The sequence below is a fragment of the Ideonella sp. sgz306126 genome, assembly GCF_056032705.1.
Genome location: NZ_JBVYWP010000001.1, coordinates 251718 through 274231, shown reverse-complemented (window position 1 = coordinate 274231; position 22514 = coordinate 251718). Strand labels below are relative to the sequence as shown.

18 protein-coding genes are annotated in these 22514 nt (G+C 65.5%); 16 read left to right on the top strand and 2 right to left on the bottom strand.

From position 1 onward, the window contains the following. The first annotated feature begins 5 nt into the window (after nt 1-5). The 13 genes from AC0N04_RS01290 (at nt 6) to AC0N04_RS01230 (ending at nt 16691) form a co-directional block, all read left to right on the top strand. Nucleotides 6-2441: a beta strand repeat-containing protein gene (locus tag AC0N04_RS01290; protein WP_474277820.1), complete on the top strand. Its 2436-nt coding sequence runs from the start codon at nt 6-8 to the stop codon at nt 2439-2441. Continuing rightward, nucleotides 2438-2977: a shikimate kinase gene (locus AC0N04_RS01285; protein ID WP_474277818.1), complete on the top strand. Its 540-nt coding sequence runs from the start codon at nt 2438-2440 to the stop codon at nt 2975-2977. Before AC0N04_RS01290 ends, AC0N04_RS01285 begins: the two co-directional genes overlap by 4 nt. Before the next feature lie 128 nt (nt 2978-3105). Beyond that, the gene (gene aroB / locus AC0N04_RS01280) at nt 3106-4194 is read left to right on the top strand and encodes a 3-dehydroquinate synthase (RefSeq protein WP_474277816.1); all 1089 of its coding nucleotides are present in this window, start codon (nt 3106-3108) and stop codon (nt 4192-4194) included. Between the two features lie 12 nt (nt 4195-4206). Beyond that, nucleotides 4207-5370: a deoxyguanosinetriphosphate triphosphohydrolase gene (locus tag AC0N04_RS01275; RefSeq protein WP_474277814.1), complete on the top strand. Its 1164-nt coding sequence runs from the start codon at nt 4207-4209 to the stop codon at nt 5368-5370. A 65-nt stretch (nt 5371-5435) separates the two neighbouring features. Further along, a complete protein-coding gene (locus AC0N04_RS01270; RefSeq protein WP_474277812.1) occupies nt 5436-6143 on the top strand; it encodes a transposase in 708 nt (235 codons plus the stop codon). A gap of 128 nt (nt 6144-6271) precedes the next feature. Further along, nucleotides 6272-11023, top strand: a complete 4752-nt coding sequence (locus AC0N04_RS01265; protein WP_474277810.1) for a glutamate synthase-related protein — start codon at nt 6272-6274, stop codon at nt 11021-11023. A 33-nt stretch (nt 11024-11056) separates the two neighbouring features. After that, nucleotides 11057-12523, top strand: coding sequence for a glutamate synthase subunit beta (locus tag AC0N04_RS01260; protein ID WP_474277808.1), 1467 nt, complete (start codon nt 11057-11059; stop codon nt 12521-12523). Nucleotides 12524-12689: 166 nt separating this feature from the next. After that, entirely contained in the window at nt 12690-13499 is an 810-nt protein-coding gene (locus AC0N04_RS01255) for an ABC transporter ATP-binding protein (protein WP_474277806.1), read from the top strand. After that, nucleotides 13496-14278 (top strand): lipid asymmetry maintenance ABC transporter permease subunit MlaE, encoded by a 783-nt coding sequence (mlaE, locus tag AC0N04_RS01250; RefSeq protein WP_474277804.1) that lies wholly within the window; start codon nt 13496-13498, stop codon nt 14276-14278. The genes AC0N04_RS01255 and mlaE overlap by 4 nt, the downstream gene beginning before the upstream one ends. Before the next feature lie 38 nt (nt 14279-14316). Next, the gene (mlaD, locus tag AC0N04_RS01245) at nt 14317-14802 is read left to right on the top strand and encodes an outer membrane lipid asymmetry maintenance protein MlaD (RefSeq protein WP_474277802.1); all 486 of its coding nucleotides are present in this window, start codon (nt 14317-14319) and stop codon (nt 14800-14802) included. A gap of 152 nt (nt 14803-14954) precedes the next feature. Further along, entirely contained in the window at nt 14955-15671 is a 717-nt protein-coding gene (locus AC0N04_RS01240; RefSeq protein WP_474277800.1) for an MlaA family lipoprotein, read from the top strand. 139 nt (nt 15672-15810) lie between these two features. After that, a complete protein-coding gene (locus AC0N04_RS01235) occupies nt 15811-16404 on the top strand; it encodes an MlaC/ttg2D family ABC transporter substrate-binding protein (protein WP_474279025.1) in 594 nt (197 codons plus the stop codon). Between the two features lie 8 nt (nt 16405-16412). Then, nucleotides 16413-16691, top strand: a complete 279-nt coding sequence (locus AC0N04_RS01230) for an STAS domain-containing protein (RefSeq protein ID WP_474277798.1) — start codon at nt 16413-16415, stop codon at nt 16689-16691. A 7-nt stretch (nt 16692-16698) separates the two neighbouring features. On the opposite strand, the gene AC0N04_RS01225 is transcribed toward AC0N04_RS01230, so the two are convergent. Next, the gene (locus AC0N04_RS01225; RefSeq protein WP_474277796.1) at nt 16699-17568 is read right to left on the bottom strand and encodes a MurR/RpiR family transcriptional regulator; all 870 of its coding nucleotides are present in this window, start codon (nt 17566-17568) and stop codon (nt 16699-16701) included. Nucleotides 17569-17634: 66 nt separating this feature from the next. Further along, nucleotides 17635-19080 (bottom strand): glucose-6-phosphate dehydrogenase, encoded by a 1446-nt coding sequence (gene zwf / locus AC0N04_RS01220; RefSeq protein ID WP_474277794.1) that lies wholly within the window; start codon nt 19078-19080, stop codon nt 17635-17637. 182 nt (nt 19081-19262) lie between these two features. Here zwf and tal point away from each other — a divergent pair, with 182 nt between their 5' ends. The 3 genes from tal to AC0N04_RS01205 are packed head-to-tail and all read left to right on the top strand — an operon-like array spanning nt 19263 to nt 22510. Further along, on the top strand, nt 19263-20216 hold the full coding sequence (tal, locus tag AC0N04_RS01215; RefSeq protein WP_474277792.1) for a transaldolase: 954 nt from the start codon (nt 19263-19265) through the stop codon (nt 20214-20216). Then, the gene (gene pgi / locus AC0N04_RS01210; RefSeq protein WP_474277790.1) at nt 20213-21838 is read left to right on the top strand and encodes a glucose-6-phosphate isomerase; all 1626 of its coding nucleotides are present in this window, start codon (nt 20213-20215) and stop codon (nt 21836-21838) included. The genes tal and pgi overlap by 4 nt, the downstream gene beginning before the upstream one ends. Nucleotides 21839-21871: 33 nt before the next feature. Then, nucleotides 21872-22510: an HAD family hydrolase gene (locus AC0N04_RS01205; RefSeq protein ID WP_474279023.1), complete on the top strand. Its 639-nt coding sequence runs from the start codon at nt 21872-21874 to the stop codon at nt 22508-22510. Nucleotides 22511-22514 lie beyond the last annotated feature (4 nt).

Below are 22514 nucleotides of genomic sequence, written 5' to 3'. Positions count from 1 at the left end.
ATTCGATGATGCGACGCATCCTGGGGTGGGCGCTGGCGGCAATGGTGACGTTGCTTGCCGCTTGCGGCGGTGGGGGAGGGAATCCGGGGACGTGCAATATTTGCGGCGGCTCGGGGACCGGTTCGGGAGCGGGTACCGGCGCGAATGCTGCGGCCCAACTTCGCCTCGAACTCAGCGCACAGACGCTGCCCAATCAGCTGCCCCAGCCCATCACTGTGACCGTGACGGCGGTCAACAGCGCCAATCAGACGGTCAGCGGCGCGCCGGTGGTGGTGACCGCCGACAATGGCGGTGTCGTCACCGCAACGGCGTCCTCAACCGATTCCACGGGAACCCTGACCGCCACGATCGGCATGGGGAACGACCCCACTCCCCGGACGATCAACGTGACGGCGACCAGTGGTTCAGTCACGGGTACCACCAGTTTCGCGGTGGTCAACAGTGCAAGCGGCGGCAGCGCCACCATGTCCGTCAACTTGTCGTCGCAAACGGTGACCGCCAACTCGCCTGCGACGGTGACCGTGACGCTGCAAGATGCCGGTGGAAAACTGGTACCCAATGCGGTCGTTGGTTTTTCCACCGTCGCAGGACTGGGAACTTTCAGCTCCAGTTCAGCGCTGACCGATTCCAATGGTCAGGCCTCGGTGTCGCTGTATCCGGTCAATGGCACCAAGTCCGGCGCAGACTATGTGCAGGCGACCGCCACGGTCAACGGCACCCAACTCAGGCAGACAGCCGGTTTCCAGGTCACGGCGACCAACGTCGGCGTCAGTTCCTTCACCTCGGATTTGGGGGGCGGAACGCTGGGTGCCTACGGCCAAGCGAACTTGACGGTCAATTTGTCGGGCACGGCGCCGGGTACGCCGGTGGCCTTGTCGGTGGTGTCCTTGTGTTCCAACAGCGGCAAGGCCAGCATCACGCCGGCCACTACCACGACCACCAATGGGACGGCGACATTCACCTACAAGGATGCGGGTTGCGGCGCCACCAGTTCGTCGGACACGGTGACGATGACCGTGACCGGAACCGCAACGACGGCGAACTTGGCCATTCCGCTGGCCTCTCCCACGGCCAGCAGCCTGGGGTTCGTGTCGGCGAATCCGTCGACGATCTACCTGAAAGGCTCGGGCCTGACCGAAACCTCGACGGTCACCTTCGTGGTGAAGGACCAAGCTGGTAATCCCTTGCCCAACCAAAGTGTGACATTGACACCCACCACGTTGGCAGGTGGACTGACCATGGATGGCGGATCGGGTTCCGAGACCAAGCTGAGTGATTCGAACGGGCAGGTGACCGTCCGCATCAACTCGGGCACGGTGCCTACGCCCGTGCGGGTGACCGCGACCTTGGCAGGGGCCAACATCACGACCGTGTCGAGCAGTCTCAGCGTCGCCGTGGGTTTGCCCTCTGAGCTGAATTTCTCTCTCTCTCAGAACACGATCAATATCGAAGGCATGAACATCGACGGGGTGTCCAACACCTACACGATCATTGCTTCGGACCGCATGGGTAATCCTGTGCCTGCCGGCACCACGATCAATTTCGTGACGGAAGGCGGGCAGATCCAGGCCCAACAGTTCACGACCCTGGCCAATGGACTGGCCAGCGCCACGGCCAATTTCCAGTCCGCCTCCCCGAGACCGGCCGATGGCCGCATCACCGTGCTGGCCTATGCGCTCGGCGAGGAGTCCTTCCTGGATGCCAACGGCAATAACGTGTGGGATGCCGGCGAGTCTTTCCAAGATCTCGGCGACGTGTTCCTCAGCCGTAAATTCAGCGCGACGTACAACGCGGCCGGGGCTGATCAGTACATTTCCCTCGGAACGAACGGGGGGGTGGCTTGCGCGCCCATCACCAATGCATTGTTGAATCTCAATGCATCGATTCCGTCCGTGGGCGCCACGACCTGCGATGGAACCTGGGGCAAGGCCTATGTGCGTCGGGCCACGGAAACGGTGCTGTCGACGTCGGCATCGCGCCTGATGTGGTTCCGCGCCGGTGCAGGGGTGGTGAGCAATGTCAGCGGCGCGAGCCTCGACAGCGGTTGCGTTGCTCAGAGCATCGTCACCAGCGATGATGGCTTTTCGACGAGCAGCGGAACCTATTTCCGCATGGCCTCGGGCAGTTTGTACAACATGCCGGGAACTGGCAGCCTGACGTTCCTCGTTTCGGACGCCAACGACAATCGGTTGAATCCGATGGCGGCGGGCACAACGATCACGGTATCGGCGACGACGGGGATCACCGTGTCGGTCGGAGGCGGCTCGCCCGTCCCGAGCACCTCGTCTGCGACCGCAGCGGCTGTCGGTTACCAGTTCAGCGGCACGAGTTCGGGGACGATCTTCATCTCGACCACCTCGCCCAAGGGCACCGTGACCACCTTCCCGGTGAATGTCACGACCTCCGCCACGCCGCCGAGCGGCGCCGCCTGCACCCAGTGATCGCGCTGGTCGGCATGCCCGGCAGTGGCAAATCCACTGTCGGGCGGCATCTTTCCCGCCTGCTAGGTTGGCGATTCGCAGACAGCGACACCGAGATCGAGCGCGAACTGGGTGAGTCGATTCGCACCCACTTCGAGCGCTACGGCGAGGACAGCTTTCGCGAGATCGAGTCTGCGGTCATCGCCAGCTTGGCTCAGCAGGATGCACTGATCTTGGCCACTGGCGGCGGCGCCGTGCTGCGCGAAGCCAATCGCAAGGTGTTGCGGGAGCACGGCCAGGTGGTGTATCTGCGGGCGACGCCTGAAGATCTGGCCCGCCGTCTGCGTCATGACCGGCAGCGTCCGCTGCTTCAGGGCGGCGACCCGCTGACCAAGCTTCGTGAGCTTTTCGTCGCCCGTGATCCGTTCTACCGCGAGGTGGCGAACTTCACGATCGATACCGGGCGCAGTACCGTGCCCGCGCTGGTGCACTTGTTGGCGATGCAACTGGAACTCGCAGGTGCGGTGCCGCCGATGCCGCCGGGCGACGAGGCCTGACACGCCTGCTCTCAAGAGAAGAAGCTCGGCGGCTCCGGGACCGCGGCGGTGAGGGTCGCCATGGTGCCTCGGGTGGGAGCCAGAAGGCAACCGGGTGGCACGTACACTCCTTCCGTGCAACGCATGGGGTGAACGACGTGAATCGTGTGGGGATCCAACTCGGCCAACGCAGCTACGACGTGCTGGTGGGCCAGGGCCTTTTGAAGCAGCCGGCACTGTGGGCCGATCTGCCATCTGCCAGTGTCGCGATGGTGGTGACCAACGCCACGGTGGCACCGTTGTACCTGTCGCCCTTGAAGACGGTCTTGGCGGGCCGATATGCCCGGGTTGAACAGGTCATCCTGCCCGATGGCGAGAGCTACAAGGACTGGGCCACTCTGAATCTGGTGTTCGACGAACTCCTTGCACGGGGTTGTGACCGCAAGACGGTGATGTTTGCGCTGGGCGGTGGCGTGATCGGCGACATGACGGGTTTCGCGGCGGCCTGCTACATGCGGGGGGTCCCGTTCGTGCAGGTACCGACGACCTTGCTGGCGCAAGTCGATTCATCGGTGGGGGGGAAAACGGCGATCAACCACCCGCTGGGCAAGAACATGATCGGCGCCTTCTACCAACCGGTGCGCGTGCTGTGCGACCTGGATACGTTGGAGACCCTGCCGGACCGCGAAATCTCCGCGGGGCTGGCCGAGGTCATCAAGTACGGCCCGATCCACGACGCTCGATTCCTCGACTGGCTCGAGGAACATCTGCCGGCGCTGCGGGCCCGGGATGCCGACGCATTGATCCACGCGATCACCCGCTGCTGCGAAATCAAGGCCGAGGTGGTGGGCGCGGACGAGCGGGAGAACGGTCGTCGTGCCCTGTTGAATTTCGGTCACACCTTTGGCCACGCGATCGAGGCCGGCCTGGGGTTTGGTGCCTGGCTGCACGGCGAGGCAGTGGCGGCAGGGATGGTCATGGCCAGCGAACTGTCGGAACGGATGGGCCTTGTCGCCCCCGGCTTTCGCGTGCGGCTGGAGACGCTGATTGGCCGAGCCGGCTTGCCGGTGCGCGGCCCGCGACTGGGGGCTGACGAATACCTGTCGCACATGCGGGTCGATAAAAAGGCCGAGGCCGGCGAAATCCGTTTCGTGCTGATCGAGCGGCCCGGTCTGGCGGTGGTTCGGACGGCACCCGACGACCTGGTGGCCAGCGTCATCGAGGCGCTCAGCGAATGAGGAGGCTTTGACGTGGAGATCCGTCCGGCGGCCGTCGCGCTGGCACCTTGGGCATGCGATCCGGCCCTGAGCCGGGGTCGCCTCCACATCGAACCACCGGCGCCGACGCGAAATGACTTCCAGCGCGATCGTGACCGGATCGTCCACTGCACCGCCTTTCGCCGCCTGGTCTACAAGACCCAGGTGTTCGTCAACCATGAAGGAGACCTGTTCCGGACCCGCTTGACGCACTCCTTGGAGGTGGCGCAACTGGGGCGGTCGATCGCACGCAGCCTGCGACTGAACGAGGATCTGGTGGAGGCCGTCGCATTGGCCCACGATCTTGGCCATACACCCTTCGGTCACGCAGGACAGGACACCTTGAACGAGTGCATGACGCCGTTCGGCGGCTTCGAGCACAACCTTCAAAGCCTGCGGGTGGTGGATTCCCTGGAGCAGCCTTACCCCGAATGGGACGGTCTGAACCTGTGCTTCGAAACCCGTGAAGGCATTTTGAAGCGCTGCCCCAAAGCCGTGGCCGAGGCCTTGGAACGGGATCAGCCCCAGGGAATAGGGCGGCGGTTTCTGGACGGCCACCAACCCAGCCTGGAAGCGCAGTTGACGAACCTGGCCGATGAGATTGCCTACAACGCGCACGACGTCGACGACGGCGTGCGGTCCGGCCTGATCACGTTGGAGCAACTTCGACAGGTGCCGCTCGTGGAGGGATTTCTCGCCCAGGCGCTGGCGGCACACCCGCAACTGGCCGCGAAAGCGCCCCGGCGCCTGCTGGCCGAGACGATCCGGCAGATGTTGTCGGCCCAGGTCTACGATGTGATCGACACCACCTCGCTGGCGCTGGCGCGAAGCCAGCCTGAGAGTGCGGACGACGCCAGGCGTCAGGCCGGGCTGGTGTCATTCAGTCCGGAGATGCGGCACGAAAGTGCGGCGCTCAAGCGATTTCTCTTCAGTGAGTTGTACCGCCATCCCCAGGTCGTCGACACCACCCAACGCGCTCGCTGCATTGTTCGGGACTTGTTCGGTGTCTACATGGACAGTCCTTCCGAGATGCCTGCCGACTATCGGTGTGCCGGGGATCAGGCGCGTGCGGTGGCGGATTACATCGCAGGGATGACCGATCGCTTTGCCGGGCGGGAGCATCAGCGGCTGACGGGACGGCGGATCTTCCGCGAATAGTCAGTCCATCGCGGCCCACCATGGGGTGCGATATAAATGGGGTCGGATCAACAATTTGACGCATCATGGCCCGACCCCTCCGTCTCGTGGTTCCCGATCAACCGCATCACCTGATCCAGCGAGGCAACAATCGCCAGTCGGTCTTTCTGGACGACGACGACCGGCGGCAGTATCTGGAGGCCTTGCGCAACAGCGCAACGATCCATGAGGTCGCCGTGCACGCCTACGTGCTGATGCCCAACCATGTGCATCTGCTGGCCACCCCGAAGGAAGCTTCGGGCCTCAGCCGCCTGATGCAGGCGCTGGGGCGCCGCTATGTCGCGGGCTTCAATCGACGCCATCAGCGCTCCGGCACCTTGTGGGAGGGGCGCTTCAAGGTCAGCGTGGTGGATGGCGATGCCTACCTTCTGAGCTGCCAGCGGTACATCGAGCTCAATCCGCATCGTGCAGGCCTGGCCTCGGGTTTGCTTGACTGGCCCTGGTCCAGTCTGGCGCACCATCTTGGGCAGGTCGCCGATCCGCTCGTCACGGATCACCCTGCATTCTGGCGTTTGGGCAACACGCCTTTCGAGCGGGAGGCTGCCTACCGGCGCTGGCTGGCAGAGGGCGTGCCCCAGGCCGAACGGCAACGGATCACGACGGTCCTGCTGCAGGGCGGGATTCTCGGGGACAAGGACTTCGTCGACCGCATGTCACGAGCGATCCAGCGCGATCTGTCGCCAAGACGCCGAGGACGACCCGCAGGCTCTCGCGCAGAGCGATCTAAAGTATGACCCCATTTAATTTCAAGAAATCCCTGGCGAGGTATTTAATAGTAATCTGACCCCATTTAATTTCGCTTGAGTGTCGGCGCAAATTGCTCTACGCTCGCGTTTTCCCTAGCAACGTCGAGGAGTGCGCCATGACTCAGGCAGCCTCTGGGGCCGCGTCGCCCCAAGAAATCCAATCGCTCGCTACCGGTGGGCTCTATGACCCGGCGAACGAGCACGACGCCTGCGGTGTCGGCTTCGTGGCCCACATCAAGGGCCAGAAGGCGCACTCCATCGTCGAGCAAGGCCTGAAGATCCTGGAGAACCTCGACCACCGGGGCGCCGTCGGCGCCGACGCCCTGATGGGCGACGGTGCAGGCATCCTGATCCAGATCCCGGACGACTACTTCCGTGCCGAGATGGCGGCCCAGGGCGTCGAGTTGCCGCCGCCGGGCGAGTACGGCGTCGGCATGATTTTTCTGCCTAAGGAACATGCATCGCGCCTGGCTTGCGAGCAGGAGATGGAGCGCGCCATCAAGGCCGAAGGTCAGGTGCTGCTGGGCTGGCGCGACGTGCCGGTCGACCGCGACATGCCCATGTCGCCCACGGTGCGCACGACCGAGCCGGTGATCCGCCAGGTCTTTGTCGGTCGGGGTGCCGATGTGATCGTGCCGGACGCGCTGGAGCGCAAGCTGTACGTGATCCGCAAGACCGCGTCGGCGGCCATCCAGAAGCTCAAGCTCACGCATTCGCGCGAGTACTACGTGCCCAGCATGAGCTGCCGCACCATCATCTACAAGGGTCTGCTGTTGGCCGACCAGGTGGGCAAGTACTACAAGGATCTGCAGGATCCGCGCACGGTCTCGGCCCTGGCCCTGGTTCACCAGCGCTTCTCCACCAACACCTTCCCCGAGTGGCCGCTGGCGCACCCGTACCGGATGGTGGCGCACAACGGCGAGATCAATACGGTCAAGGGCAACTTCAACTGGATGCGGGCCCGCGAAGGCGTGATGAAGTCGCCGGTGCTGGGCGACGATCTGAAGAAGCTCTACCCGATCAGCTTCGAGGGCCAGAGCGATACCGCGACCTTCGACAATGCGCTGGAGTTGCTGACGATGAGCGGCTACCCCCTCGCGCACGCGGCGATGATGATGATTCCCGAGGCCTGGGAGCAGCACGAGATGATGGATGCGCGGCGCCGCGCGTTCTACGAGTACCACGCCTCGATGATGGAGCCCTGGGACGGCCCGGCGGCGATGGTCTTCACCGACGGCAAGCAGATCGGCGCCACGCTGGATCGCAACGGTCTTCGCCCGGCACGCTACATCGTCACCGACGATGACTTGGTGGTGATGGCTTCGGAATCGGGGGTGCTGCCCATTTCCGAAAACAAGATCGTCAAGAAGTGGCGCCTGCAACCAGGCAAGATGTTCCTGATCGACTTCGAGCAGGGCCGCATCGTCGACGACGAAGAGCTGAAGAACCAGTACGCGTTCGCCCGCCCGTATCGACAGTGGATCGACAACGTGCGGGTTCGCCTGGACGAGATCGACGTTGCCCATGCGGCCGGGGCCGTCTTCAAGGAGGCGCTGCTCGATCGCCAGCAGGCCTTCGGCTACACGCAGGAGGACATCAAGTTCCTGATGGCGCCGATGGCCATCAACGGCGAAGAAGGCATCGGTTCGATGGGCAACGACTCGCCTTTGGCGGTCCTGTCGGACAAGAACAAGCCGCTCTACAACTACTTCAAGCAGCTGTTCGCCCAGGTCACCAACCCGCCGATCGACCCGATCCGCGAGGCGATCGTGATGTCGCTGAACAGCTTCATCGGTCCGAAGCCGAACCTGCTGGACATCAACGCGGTCAATCCGCCGATGCGCCTCGAGGTGTCGCAGCCCATCCTCGACTTCAAGGGCATGGCGCGTTTGCGCGGCATCGAGGCCCACACCCACGGCAAGTTCAAGTCCTACGAACTGAACATCACCTACCCGTTGGCCTGGGGCCGCGAGGGCGTGGAAGCCAAACTGGCTTCGCTGTGCGCCGAAGCGGTGGATGCCTTGAAGAGCGGCCACAACATTCTCATCATCACCGACCGCCAGATGGACCGCCTCAACGTGGCCATTCCGGCGCTGTTGGCGCTGTCGGCGATCCATCATCATCTGGTGCGTGAGGGGCTGCGCACGACCGCCGGACTGGTGGTGGAGACGGGTTCGGCGCGCGAAGTGCATCACTTCGCTGTGCTGGCGGGCTATGGCGCAGAGGCCGTGCACCCGTACCTGGCGCTGGAAACCCTGGCCAACCTGCACGCCGAATTGCCGGCCGATCTGTCCGCCGACAAGGCGGTCTACAACTACGTCAAGGCGATCGGCAAGGGCCTGTCGAAGATCATGTCCAAGATGGGCGTGTCGACCTACATGTCTTACTGTGGCGCCCAGTTGTTCGAGGCCATCGGCCTGAACAAGGACATGGTGTCCAAGTATTTCCGCGGTACGGCGACCCAGGTCGAAGGCATCGGCGTGTTCGAGGTGGCCGAGGAATCCCTGCGCAACCATCGCGCCGCGTTCGGCAACGACCCGTTGCTTGCCGCCATGCTGGAGACCGGCGGTGAGTACGCCTGGCGCACCCGCGGCGAGGAGCACATGTGGACGCCCGACGCCATCGCCAAGCTGCAGCACAGCACCCGCTCGGGAAAGTTTGATACCTACAAGGAATACGCCCAGATCATCAACGACCAGAGCAGGCGCCACCTGACCCTGCGCGGTCTGTTCGAATTCAAGCTCGATCCGAGCAAGGCCATCCCGCTCGACGAGGTCGAGCCGGCGGCCGAGATCGTCAAGCGCTTCGCGACCGGCGCGATGTCGCTGGGCTCGATCAGCACGGAGGCGCACAGCACGCTGGCGCTGGCGATGAACCGCATCGGCGGCAAGAGCAACACCGGCGAGGGCGGCGAAGACCCGGCGCGCTATCGCAACGAGTTGAAGGGCATCCCGATCGCGCAGGGCACCAAGGTGTCGGACGTGGTGGGCTCGGAGGTCATCGAAGCCGACTACGCGATGCAGGCAGGCGACAGCCTGCGCTCGAAGATCAAGCAGGTCGCCTCGGGCCGCTTCGGCGTCACCACCGAGTACCTGGTCTCGGCCGATCAGATCCAGATCAAGATGGCCCAGGGCGCCAAGCCGGGTGAGGGCGGCCAGCTGCCGGGCGGCAAGGTGTCGCAGTACATCGGTCGGTTGCGCCATTCGGTGCCCGGCGTGGGCTTGATCAGCCCGCCGCCGCACCACGACATCTACTCGATCGAGGACCTGGCCCAGCTGATCCACGACCTGAAGAACGTGAACCCCCGTTCCAGCATCAGCGTCAAGCTGGTGTCGGAAGTGGGCGTGGGCACCATTGCCGCCGGCGTCACCAAGTGCAAGGCTGACCACATCGTGATCGCCGGCCACGACGGCGGCACCGGTGCGTCGCCGTGGAGTTCGATCAAGCACGCCGGCACGCCCTGGGAGCTGGGCCTGGCCGAGACCCAGCAGACCCTGGTGCTGAACCGCCTGCGCAGCCGCGTGCGGGTGCAGGCCGACGGCCAGATGAAGACCGGCCGCGACGTCGTCATCGGCGCGCTGCTGGGTGCCGACGAATTCGGCTTCGCCACGGCGCCGCTGGTGGTCGAAGGCTGCATCATGATGCGCAAGTGCCACCTGAACACCTGCCCGGTGGGTGTGGCCACGCAGGACCCGGTGCTGCGCCAGAAGTTCTCGGGCAAGCCCGAGCACGTGGTGAACTACTTCTTCTTCGTTGCCGAAGAGGCGCGCCAGATCATGGCGCAGCTGGGCATCCGCAAGTTCGATGACCTGATCGGCCGTGCCGATCTGCTCGACACCAAGAGGGCCATCAGCCACTGGAAGGCCAAGGGCCTGGACTTCAGCAAGGTCTTCTATCTGCCGCAGGTGCCGGCCGAGGTGCCGCGCTACCACGTCGAGAACCAGGACCACGGCCTGGACAAGGCGCTGGACATGAAGCTGATCGCCAAGAGCCGCGCCGCCATCGACAAGGGCGAGAAGGTGCAGTTCATGGAAGACGCGCGCAACGTCAACCGCTCGGTCGGTGCGATGCTGTCGGGCGAGTTGATCCGCCACCGTCCCGAGGGGCTACCGGACCAGACGCTGTTCATCCAGATGGAAGGCACTGGCGGCCAGAGCTTCGCGGCCTTCCTGGCCCAGGGCATCACGCTCTACCTGATCGGTGAAGCCAACGACTACACCGGCAAGGGCTTGTCGGGTGGCCGGGTGGCCATCCGGCCCAGCATTGAGTTCCGTGGCGATGCGACCAAGAACATCATCGTCGGCAATACGGCGTTGATCGGCGCCACCAGCGGCGAGGCTTTCTTCCGCGGCGTGGCGGGCGAGCGCTTCGGTGTGCGCATGTCGGGCGCCACGGCGGTGGTGGAAGGCACCGGCGACCATGGCTGCGAATACATGACCGGTGGAACGGTGGCCGTGCTGGGCAGGACCGGACGCAACTTCGCCGCAGGCATGTCGGGCGGCATCGCCTACGTGTACGACGAGGACGGTCTGTTCGCCAAGCGCTGCAACACCGCGATGGTGTCGCTGGACAAGGTGCTGCCGGCGGCCGAGCAGGAAGCCAGCGTGGCCCGTGCCGTCTGGCACAAGGACCAGACCGACGAGGCGCTGCTCAAGAAGCTGATCGAAGACCACCACAAGTGGACCGGTTCGCTGCGGGCCCGCGAGATCCTCGACAACTGGTCGGAGGCCCGCGCCAGGTTCGTCAAGGTGTTTCCGAACGAATACAAGCGTGCGCTGGGCGAACTGGGCGCGGCCAAGGAGGCGGGCAGCGCCGTGGCCAAGGCCAAGGGTGAGAAGAAGGCCGGCAAGATGGTGCCTGCGAAATAAGCCCGGCCACGACGACATCAGGAATCAAGCATCATGGGAAAAGTCACAGGCTTCATGGAATACGAGCGGCTCGAAGAAGGCTACGCGCCGGTCGACAAGCGCTTGAAGGACTACAAGGAATTCGTCATCGGCCTGAAGACCGATGAGGCCAAGGTGCAGGCGGCGCGCTGCATGGATTGCGGTACGCCGTTCTGCAACAACGGCTGCCCGGTCAACAACGTGATTCCCGACTTCAACGACCTGGTCTACCGGGACGACTGGAAGAGCGCGGCGGCCGTGCTGCACAGCACCAACAATTTCCCGGAGTTCACCGGACGCATCTGCCCCGCACCGTGCGAGGCCGCCTGCACGCTGAACGTCAACGATGACGCCGTGGGCATCAAGTCCATCGAGCACGCCATCATCGACCGTGCCTGGGACGAGGGCTGGGTCGCACCGCTGCCGTCAGCGGTCAAGACCGGCAAGAAGGTGGCCGTGGTGGGCTCCGGGCCGGCGGGCCTGGCGGCCGCGCAGCAGCTGGCGCGGGCCGGCCACGACGTGACGGTGTTCGAGAAGAACGATCGCGTCGGCGGTCTGCTGCGCTACGGCATCCCTGACTTCAAGATGGAGAAGTCGCACATCGACCGCCGCGTCCGGCAGATGGAGGCCGAGGGCGTGGTGTTCCGCACCGGTGTGCTGGTGGCTGCGATGCCCAAGGACTCCAAGGTCACCAACTGGGCCAAAACGTCGATCGGCGCCGATCAGCTGAAGGCCGAGTTCGACGCGGTGCTGCTCAGCGGCGGCGCCGAACAGAGCCGCGACCTCCCGGTGCCTGGCCGGGATCTGGACGGGGTCCACTTCGCGATGGAATTCTTGCCCCAGCAGAACAAGATCAATGCCGGTGACAAGCTCAAGGGCCAGATCCGGGCCGATGGCAAGCACGTCATCGTCATCGGCGGCGGCGACACTGGCAGCGACTGCGTCGGCACCAGCAACCGCCACGGCGCGGTCAGCGTCACGCAGTTCGAGGTGATGCCCAAGCCGCCCGAGGTCGAGGATCGGCCGCTGACCTGGCCTTATTGGCCGCTGAAGCTGCGCACCTCGTCAAGCCACGACGAGGGCTGCCAGCGCGAGTTTGCCATCTCGACCAAGGAATTCCTGGGTGAGAAGGGCAAGCTGGTCGGCGTCAAGACGGTGCGCGTCGAATGGCAAGGCGGCAAGATGGTCGAGGTGCCTGGATCGGAGCAAGTCCTCAAGGCCGATCTGGCGCTGCTGGCGATGGGATTCGTGAACCCGGTGTCCACGGTGCTGGACGCCTTCGGCGTCGACAAGGACGCGCGTGGCAATGCCAAGGCCGGTGTGGACGCGGCCACCGGGTATGCCACCAACGTGGACAAGGTGTTCGCCGCAGGCGACATGCGGCGCGGTCAGTCCTTGGTGGTCTGGGCGATTCGCGAGGGGCGGCAGGCCGCCCATGCCGTCGACCAGTACCTGATGGGGTCTTCGTCGCTGCCGCGTTGAATCAACGGCCGCGATCGTCGGTGAATCGGAGACAACGGCCGGGCTTTTGCCCGGCCGTTGTCGCATTCGCGCGCGCCCTACGAACTTCACCCCGCTGTGAAGGCAGGCAAAGCGACTGCAAGCCGGTAGGGCTCATGCGACAATCTTCGGGAATTCCCTGCCTTCGATGAGTCAAGACACCTTCATTTCCATCGACCACGTCACGTTCGGCTACGACGCGAGCCGCACGATCCTCAACGACGTGTCGCTGCGCTTCGCGCGCGGCAAGGTCACGGCCATTCTCGGCGGCTCGGGCTGCGGCAAGACCACCTTGCTGCGCCTGATCGGCGGCGTGCATGCCGTCACGTCGGGAACGGTGATCTTCGACGGCGAGCCGGTCGACCCGCGCGACAAAGTGCAGTTGTACCGGCTGCGCCGTCGCCTGGGAATGCTGTTCCAGTTCGGCGCGCTGTTCACCGACCTGACTGTCTACGAGAACGTGGCGTTTCCGCTGCGCGAGCACACCAACCTGAGCGACAGCATGATCCGCGACATCGTCCTGATGAAGCTCAACGCGGTCGGTCTGCGCGGTGCGTCGCACCTTCGCATCAGCGAGGTCTCGGGGGGCATGGCGCGGCGCATCGCCCTGGCTCGCGCGATCGCGCTGGATCCCGAACTGATCATGTACGACGAACCTTTTGCCGGCCTGGACCCGATCTCGATGGGCGTGACGGCCAATCTGATCCGCAAGCTCAACGACACCACCGGTGCGACCACGCTGATGGTGTCGCACGACGTTCAGGAGTGTTTCGAGATCGCCGACTACGCCTACCTGATGTCGACCCAGGGCAAGGTCGTCGCGCACGGCACGCCGGACGAACTGCGCGCCTCCGAACTGCCGGAAGTGCGCCAATTCATCCGCGGCGAACCCGATGGTCCGGTGCGCTTCCATTACCCGGCGAAGCCGCTGGCCGAAGAACTGGGGCTGCCGGCATGACCGCCCTGCTGGGTTGGCTGGGTGCGGCGACACTGCGCTGGCTGAGGGCGCTGGGGCATTCGGCGTTCTTCTTCGCCGATCTGCTGCGCTTTTCTCCTGCAGCGCTGCGCCGTTTCTCGCTGGTGGTGGCGCAGGTGCAGGCGATCGGCAACCGCTCGCTCGTGATCATCCTGGCCTCCGGCCTGGCGGTAGGCTTCGTGCTGGCGCTGCAGATGTATTACGCGCTGGTGACCTATGGGGCCACCGAGTCGCTGGGCCTGATCGTCAACCTGTCGCTGGTGCGCGAGCTGGGGCCGGTGGTCACCGCCTTGCTGTTTGCCGGCCGGGCGGGCACCTCGCTGACCGCGGAGATCGGTCTGATGAAAGCGGGCGAGCAACTCGCCGCGATGGAGCTGATGGCGATTGATCCGCGCAGCCGCGTGCTGGCGCCACGCTTCATCGGCGGCATCGTCTCGATGCCCCTGCTGGCCGCGTTGTTCTCTGCCGTCGGCATCCTGGGGGCCTATGTGGTGGCCGTGCTGCTGATCGGCGTCGACTCCGGAAACTTCTGGTCCATCATGCAGGCGCGGGTGGACGTGTGGCGCGATGTCGGCAACGGCATCGTCAAGTCGGCCGTCTTCGGCGTGATCTGCACCTTTGTCGCGCTCTACCAGGGGCACGAGACCGAAGCCACCCCTGAAGGCGTCGCCTACGCCACCACGCGCACGGTCGTCATCGCCTCATTGGGTGTTCTGGCGATGGACTTCATCCTCACCGCCCTGATGTTCTCGACCCCCTGAAGGGGCCGCCAAGCTGCTGGGCAGGAATCTCTCACACCATGAACAAGAAAAGCATCGAAATCCTCGTCGGCCTGTTTGTGCTGCTGGGCGCGCTGGCGCTGGTGTTTCTGGCACTCAAGGCCGCCAACCTCGGCAGTCTGGCGGGAGGCGGCGACAGCTATGTGCTGCAGGCTCGCTTCGACAACATCGGCGGCCTGAAGGCCCGCGCCCCCGTGCGCTCTGCCGGCGTGACGGTGGGACGGGTCAAGTCCATCGCCCTGGACCCCAAGACTTATCAAGGCGTGGTGACCCTGGAGATCAACAAGGGCGTTGATTTCCCCAAGGATTCCTCGGCCAAGATCCTCACCGCCGGCCTGCTGGGCGACCAGTACATCGGCATCGAGCCCGGCGCCGACGAAAAGAACTTCGTCGCGGGCGACACCATCAAGCAAACCCAGTCGGCCATCGTGCTTGAAAACCTGATCGGCCAGCTCCTGTTCAGCAAGGCGGCCGATGCGGGCGGCGATGCGGGGGCGAAGAAGTGAACCGGTGGGACCGTCGATGGGGTGACCTGCCGTGTGCGCTGGTCTGCGCGCTGGCGATGGTCCAAGGGATCCATGCACAGGAGGCCGTCAGCGCTCCATCGCCGGCCGCATCCGTGATGCCGGCAGCTGCATCTGCGAGTGCCCCCGAGGTCGTGCTGCCCGGCGTGGCGGCGTCCGAGCCGATGGCGGCGGCGCCGGACGAGGGGGGGGCGACCTCCCGGCGAGATCCCTTCGAGTCTTTCAACCGGAAGATGTTCGCCTTCAACGAAAAGCTCGACACCGCGCTGTTGCAACCGGTCGCGAAGGGCTATCGGCGCGTCGTGCCGTCGCTGGCGCGCCAGGGCGTCGAGAACTTCTTCGGCAATTTCGGCGACGCCTGGTCGGCGCTGAACAAGTTGCTGCAAGGCAAGGTCATGCAAGCGGCGCAGATGACGCTGAGGGTTGCGACCAACAGCGTCTTCGGACTGGGCGGCGTGCTCGATCCTGCCACCGAATTCGGTCTGGAACGGCAGTCGGAGGATTTCGGTCTGACGCTGGGGAACTGGGGCTTTCCGTCGGGTCCGTACGTGGTGCTGCCGGTGCTGGGCCCCTCGACGATGCGCGACACCTTGGCGCTGCCACTCGATCGGGGTCTGGCGAGCCCGTCCCGGTTCGTTGGCGACGGCACGTCGGCGACCCTGGGTGTGACTTCGTTGCAGTTGGTCAGCGCCCGTGCAGGCCTGCTGGGGGCCACCCAGTTGTTCGACGACATCGCGCTCGACAAGTACAGCTTTTTGCGGGATGCGTATCTGGCTCATCGCCGCAGCCAGCTGTATGACGGCAATCCGCCCGATCTGCCTGAGGATCGTCCCTCGGACGGCGGACGCTGACGCGCGTCTTCACGCAATTTGACACGCTTGCCGGTGAACCGTTCTGGTTCGCTGGCGTTGAATCAAGGCGGCAGTTCCGCTGAAAGGTTGAGACATGTGGATGAATTCGATGCAGCGCTGGTTGGCTCCGGTGGCCGTCATGGCCGCCATGGTCGCGGCGCCGGCAGCGCAGGCCCAGGCGCAAACCACGCCTGACGGTCTGATTAAGCAGTTGTCGGGAGAGGTGATCGATTCGGTGAAGGCCGACAAGGCCATTCAAGCCGGCGACGTTTCGCGCATCATCACCCTGGTCGACGCGAAGGTGATGCCCAATCTGGACTTCCAGCGCATGACGGCGTCGGCGGTCGGCCGCCCCTGGCGTACCGCGACCCCCGAGCAGCAAAAGCGGCTCCAGGAGGAATTCAAGACGCTGTTGGTGCGCACCTATGCCGGCGCGCTGACGCAGGTGAAGGACCAGACGGTTCAGTTGCGGCCGTTCCGCGGTTCGTCCTCCGACACCGAAGTGGTCGTGCGCACCGAGATCAAGGGTCGTGGCGATCCGATCCAACTGGACTACCGGCTGGAAAAACTGGCCGATGGCTGGAAGATCTACGACGTCAACGTACTGGGCGTCTGGCTGGTCGACCAGTACCGCAGCAGCTTCTCGCAAGAGATCGCCTCCGTCGGCCTGGACGGTCTGATCACCAAGCTGGCTGAAAAGAACAAGGCCGCGGCTGCTCCGCGCAAGGGTTGATGGCAGGCATGCTGGCGCTCCCTGCCCAACTGACCTTGCGCGACGCGCGAGCCACGCTGGCGGTCCTGGCGCAGGCCATCAGTTCGGCGCCGCCCGGGCCACTGCGGCTGGATGCCTCTGCGCTGACCCAGATCGATTCGTCGGCATTGGCCGTGTTGCTGGAGTGCCGGCGGCTGGCCATCCAGAGGCAGTGCGAGCTGCAGGTGGACCATGCCCCCGTGCGTTTGCGCGAGCTGGCGCATCTGTACGGCGTGCAGGACCTGCTGGCGCTGCCCGCCGTCGACTGAACGGCGGTCAGTCGGTCGGTTGCACGTAGCGCCGCATGCGCAGGTTGCGCTTGATCTCCTGCAGCATCGGGCGCTGGGCGGGGCCCAGCCTCAGTGCGACACCGGTGGTCAGGATGTCGACGATCATCAAGTGCAGCATGCGCGACACCATCGGGCTGTAGCGCTCGAAGTCTTCCGGATGATCGGCCGCCAACAGGATCTGGCCGGCACTCTGGGTCATCTGCGCCAAGGGCGAGGCGCTGGCCGTGATCACGATCAGCGTGGCGCCTTTGCGCATCGCCAACTCGGCCACGTCGATCGAGTCCTTGCTCCGGCCCGAGTTGCTGAAGATCACCGCGCAGTCGGTCGGCTTGAGCATCGTGGCGCTCATCACCTGGACATGGCCATCGCTCAGCGCCGCGGCATTCACCCCGAGGCGGAAGAACTTGTGCTGCGCGTCCTGCGCGACGATGCCGGAATTGCCTGCGCCGTAGAACTCGATGCGACCGCCGCGCCGGGCCGCTTCGGTCAGCGCCGACAGCGCACGTTCGAAAGCGTGGCTGGCCGCGTCGTTGCGGTACTTCAACAACGCGCTGACCGCGTTGTCGATCACCTTGACGATGATGTCGCCGGGCTTGTCGTCCTCGTCCACCGAACGGTGCACGAAGGGCACGCCCTCGTTGACCGTGCCGGCCAGCTTGAGCTTGAAATCGGCCAGGCCGTCGTAGCCGACGCTGCGGCAAAACCGAACGACCGTGGGCTTGCTGACATGCGATCGCTCCGCCAGTTCGCCGACCGGCATCGAAGCGAAGCTGCGCGGATCCGACAGGACCAGCTTGGCCACGCGCTGCTCGGCAGGCGGTAGGGCAGGGATGGACGCGCGGATACGATCAAGCATGGCCGCCAGTGTACGGCCCGGGGCGTTCCTGCCCTGCTGACGGGGGGCGGCGCCGCTGCGCAGCGCTCACTGCTCTTCCGCCCAGGCAAAACCGTCGCGCGCCACCAGGGCGCTGGCCGCGGGCGGTCCCCAACTGCCGGCGGCATAGGTCTTCAGGCTGCTGGGGTCGCGCTGCCAGGCTTCCAGCACAGGCTCCACCCAGCGCCAGGCCTGCTCCTGCTCGTCGCTGCGCACGAACAAGTTCAGGCGGCCGGCGATCGCATCGCGCAGCAACCGCTCGTAGGCGCCCACCCGCTCGCTGGGGAAGGCCTTGTCGAAGTCGAGGTCGAGCGATACCGGTGCCAGCACCTCGCTGTGGCCCGACCCCTTGGCGGCCAGTAGATGCAACTCCAGGCCGTCCTCGGGTTGCAGCTTGATCACCAACCGGTTGGCCTGGGCCGCACCCGGAAAGATGGTGTGCGGTACCGGCCGGAAATTGACCACGATCTGGGCATCGCGTGCCGCCAGTCGCTTGCCGGTGCGCAAATAGAACGGCACGCCGGCCCAGCGCCAGTTCTGCACTTCCGTGCGCAGCGCCACGAAAGTCTCGCACTGGCTGCCGGCAGGCACCTTGACTTCGTCCAGATAGCCGGGCACCGCCTTGCCGTCGACCGTGCCGGCCTTGTACTGGCCCCGCAGCACGTCGCGCGCCACGCTGTCCGGCGTGAACGGGCGCAGCGACTTCAGCACCTTCAGCTTCTCGTCGCGGATCGCATCCGCGTCGTTGGTGGGCGGCGGCTCCATCGCGATCATCGTCAGCAGTTGCAGCGCATGGTTCTGCACCATGTCGCGCAGCGCTCCGGTGCGGTCATAGAAGTCGCCGCGCGTGCCCACGCCCAGGCTTTCGGCCAGCGTGATCTGGATGTTGGCGATGCTCTCGCGCCGCCACAACGGCTCGAACAACGCATTGCCGAAGCGCAGCGCCATCAGGTTCTGCACCGAGGGCTTGCCCAGGTAATGGTCGATGCGGAAGGCCTGTTGCTCGGAGAACACCGAGCGTACGACGCGGTTGATTTCCTGCGCGCTGGCCAGATCGTGTCCCAGCGGCTTCTCCAGCACCACGCGCACCCTGGGCCCGTTCAGGCCGGCCACGCCCAGTTGCTCGCAAATGGCCGGAAACAGGTGTGGGCTGGTGGCCAGGTAAAGCACCGTGGTGTCGGCCGAACGCTCGTCCAGCCACGCCTTCAAGCCGGCGTAGTCCGACGGTTGCGACAAATCCATGCGGCGGTAGTGCAGCAGGGCCGCAAACCGGGCGAATTCCTCGTCGCTGGGACGCTTGGAGCTCTCGACTTCGGAAAAACGCTCGCGGATGAACGCCCGGTACTCGTCGTCGCTTCGCTCGTCGCGGGCCACTGCCAGAATGCGCCCACCCGCCGGAAGCTTGCCGTGGCGGAAGGCCTGGAACAGCGCCGGCATCAGCTTGCGCCAAGTCAGATCGCCGGTGCCACCAAAGAACACGAGATCGAAAGACATGATTCGGAAGTGTAATTAAGTTACATGCTGGATGATGCATGAGTTTCTTGAGGCGGTCAATGTCTGCGGCGCGTGCCGGCCGGCCGCCCCGGATGTAACCGGCTCGAACCCCGGCGTCGTTCGGGTCGGGTTCTAATGAGGTCCGGCCAGGCGGCGCGTTTTTGGGCGCCGTCGGCCCTGACATGAACCAGCTCGAACAACTCAAGGCATACACCGTCGTGGTGGCCGATACCGGCAATTTCCGGCAGATGGCGCGCTACACGCCGCGTGACGCCACGACCAATCCGTCGCTGATCCTGAAGGCGGTCCAGCAGCCCGACTATCAGCCCCTGCTGTACGACACCGTCGCGGCCTGTCGGGGTGCACCGCTGGCCGAGGTGGTCGATCAGGTGCTGGTGCGCTTCGGGCTGGAGATCCTGAAGGTCGTGCCCGGCCGGGTATCGACCGAGGTCGATGCCCGCCTGTCGTTCGATACCCCGGCCACGTTGGCCCGGGCGCGCCGCCTGATCGGCCTGTACGAGGCGGCCGGCGTGGACCGGCAGCGCGTGCTGATCAAGATCGCGTCGACCTGGGAAGGCATCCAGGCCGCCCGCGTGCTCGAGCGCGAGGGCATCCACTGCAACCTGACGCTGCTGTTCAGTTTTTGCCAGGCGGTGGCCTGTGGCGACGCCGGGGTTCGCCTGATCAGCCCGTTCGTCGGCCGCATCTACGACTGGGCCAGGAAGCAGGCCGGCTCGGCCTGGAGCGAATCGGCCATGGCCGGGTCGAACGACCCGGGCGTGCGGTCGGTGACCCGCATCTACAACCACTACAAGAAGTTCGGCATCGCCACCGAGGTCATGGGGGCGAGCTTTCGCAACCTGGGCCAGATCGTGGCGCTGGCGGGTTGCGATCTGCTGACGATCAGCCCCGAGTTGCTGGGCGAGTTGCAGGCCTGCGAGGCGCCGCTGGCGCCGGCGCTGGACGAGCAGAGTGCGCGGGACATGGACCTGCCCGAAGTCCACCACGACGAGGCCTCGTTCCGGATGGCGCTGAACGAGGACGCGATGGCCACGGAAAAGCTGGCCGAGGGCATTCGCCAGTTCGTGGCCGATGCCGCCAAGCTGGACGCCCTGATCCTGGGAGCGAACGCATGACCGCTCCGCGCTGTGACGAGACGCTCGCCTGGGCGGCGTTGAAAGGCCACCACGAAGCCCACGGCCGCACGCTGGATCTGCGCGAGGCCTTCGTGCGGGACGCCGGCCGCTTCACCCGCTTCAGCCTGCAGGCGCCCGAGGTGTTTGCCGACCTGTCCAAGAATCTGTGGGACGAGACCACCCGCCGCCTGCTGGTCGAATTGGCCCAGGCTTGCCAGGTGACCGAGCGGCGCGATGCGATGTTCGCCGGCGAGCCGATCAACCTGACCGAAGACCGTGCCGTGCTGCACACCGCCTTGCGTGCGCCCCGCGGCGCCGGGCCGTTCAGCGACGAGGTGCACGCCGTGCTCGACCGCGTGCTGGCCTTCGCCGACCGGGTTCGCGACACCGCGGCCAGCGGCATCACCGACGTGGTCAACATCGGCATCGGGGGCTCCGATCTCGGGCCGCAGATGGCCGTGCCCGCGCTGGAGGCCTTCAGCCAGCCGGGGCTGCGGATGCATTTCGTCTCCAACGTCGATGGGAACGACATCGCTCCGGTGCTGGCGCGGCTGGATCCCGCGCGCACCTTGTTCATCGTCGCCTCCAAGACCTTCACGACCCAGGAGACGATGGCCAATGCCCACGTGGCGCGGGCCTGGTTCCTCGCCCAGGGCGGGACCGACACGGCCCGCCACTTCGTCGGCGTCACCACCAACCTCGCCGCCGCGAGCCAGTTCGGCATCACCGACACCTTCGGATTCTGGGACTGGGTCGGCGGGCGCTATTCGTTGTGGAGCGCGATCGGGCTGCCGGTGGCCATCGCCATCGGCGCCGCGCGCTTCCGGGACTTCCTGGCGGGTGCCCGGGCGATGGACGAGCACTTCGTGCACGCCCCGCTGGCGTCCAACTTGCCCATGCAACTGGGGCTGCTGGACCTCTGGTACCGCAACTTCCACGGCTTCGGCAGCCGCTCGGTCGCGCCCTATCACCAGGGCCTCAAGCGGCTGCCGGCCTATCTCCAGCAACTGGAGATGGAGTCCAATGGCAAGTGCGTGGACCTCGCTGGCCGTGCACTGCCCTTCGGCACCAGCCCGGTGGTGTGGGGTGAGCCGGGCACCAACGGGCAGCATGCCTATTTCCAGATGCTGCACCAGGGCACCGACGTGATCCCGGTCGAGTTCATCGCCGTCAAGTCCGCGCATCCTGGCGATACGGGGCTGCCCGCGGCGATGCGCCAGGGGCTGGCCGACCAGCACACCAAGCTGCTGGCCAATTGCCTGGCCCAGAGCCAGGCGCTGATGGTCGGCAAGGGCACGGCCGAGGCCGCTGGCGAGGCCGCGCCGACGGCCTCGGCGACGCTGGACCGGCAGGTGCTGGCGCGGCATCGCAGCTTTCCGGGCAACCGCCCCAGCACGACGCTGGTGCTGGACGCGTTGACGCCTCGCTCGCTGGGCGCGCTGATCGCGCTGTACGAGCATCGCGTGTTCGTCAGCGGCGCGCTGTGGGGCATCAACTCCTTCGATCAATGGGGCGTGGAGTTGGGCAAGGCGTTGTGCAACCAACTGCTGCCGCGTTTCGCCACCGGCGACGCGGCAGGGCTGGATGCCTCCACCGCGGGCTTGTTGGCCCGGTTGCGCTGAGGCGAATCCCGTTCGGCAGGAGAAGGCGTGGCGATGAAACCGGAGCATGTCATTTTCGATCTCGGCGGTGTGGTGTTCCACTGGAACCCACTGCGCCTGCTGGCCCGGGTGCTGCCGGAGCGCGCCCGCACGCCGGAAGACGCGGCGCACTGGAAGGGCCAGTTCTTCCAGGGCTACACTGGGGACTGGGGCGCCTTCGATCTCGGCCTGATCGACGCCGACGAACTGTGCCGCCGCGTTGCCGATCGCACCGGCCTGCGACGGTCCGAAGTCCAGGCGGTGGTCGATGCGGTGCCCGACGAATTGGCCCCGCAGGCCGACACCGTCGCGCTGATGCGCCGACTGCGCGACGCCGGCCGCCGTCTCTACTACCTGTCCAACATGCCTGCGCCCTTTGCGGCGCACCTGCTCGCGACCCATCCGTTCATGCGCTGGTTCGACGATGGCGTGTTCTCCTCCTCGGTGGGGGTCGGCAAGCCCGATCCGGCGATCTTTCGGCTGGCGCTGCAGCGTTTCGACATCACCGCCGGCGAGACGGTCTTCATCGACGATGTCCAGCACAATGTGGATGCGGCCCGCGCGCTGGGGATGGCCGGCGTGTTGTTCGCCGACCCGCAGGGCCTGGAGCGGGACCTGGTCGCGCGGCAACTGCTGAGCGCGGACCTCGACTAGGGTG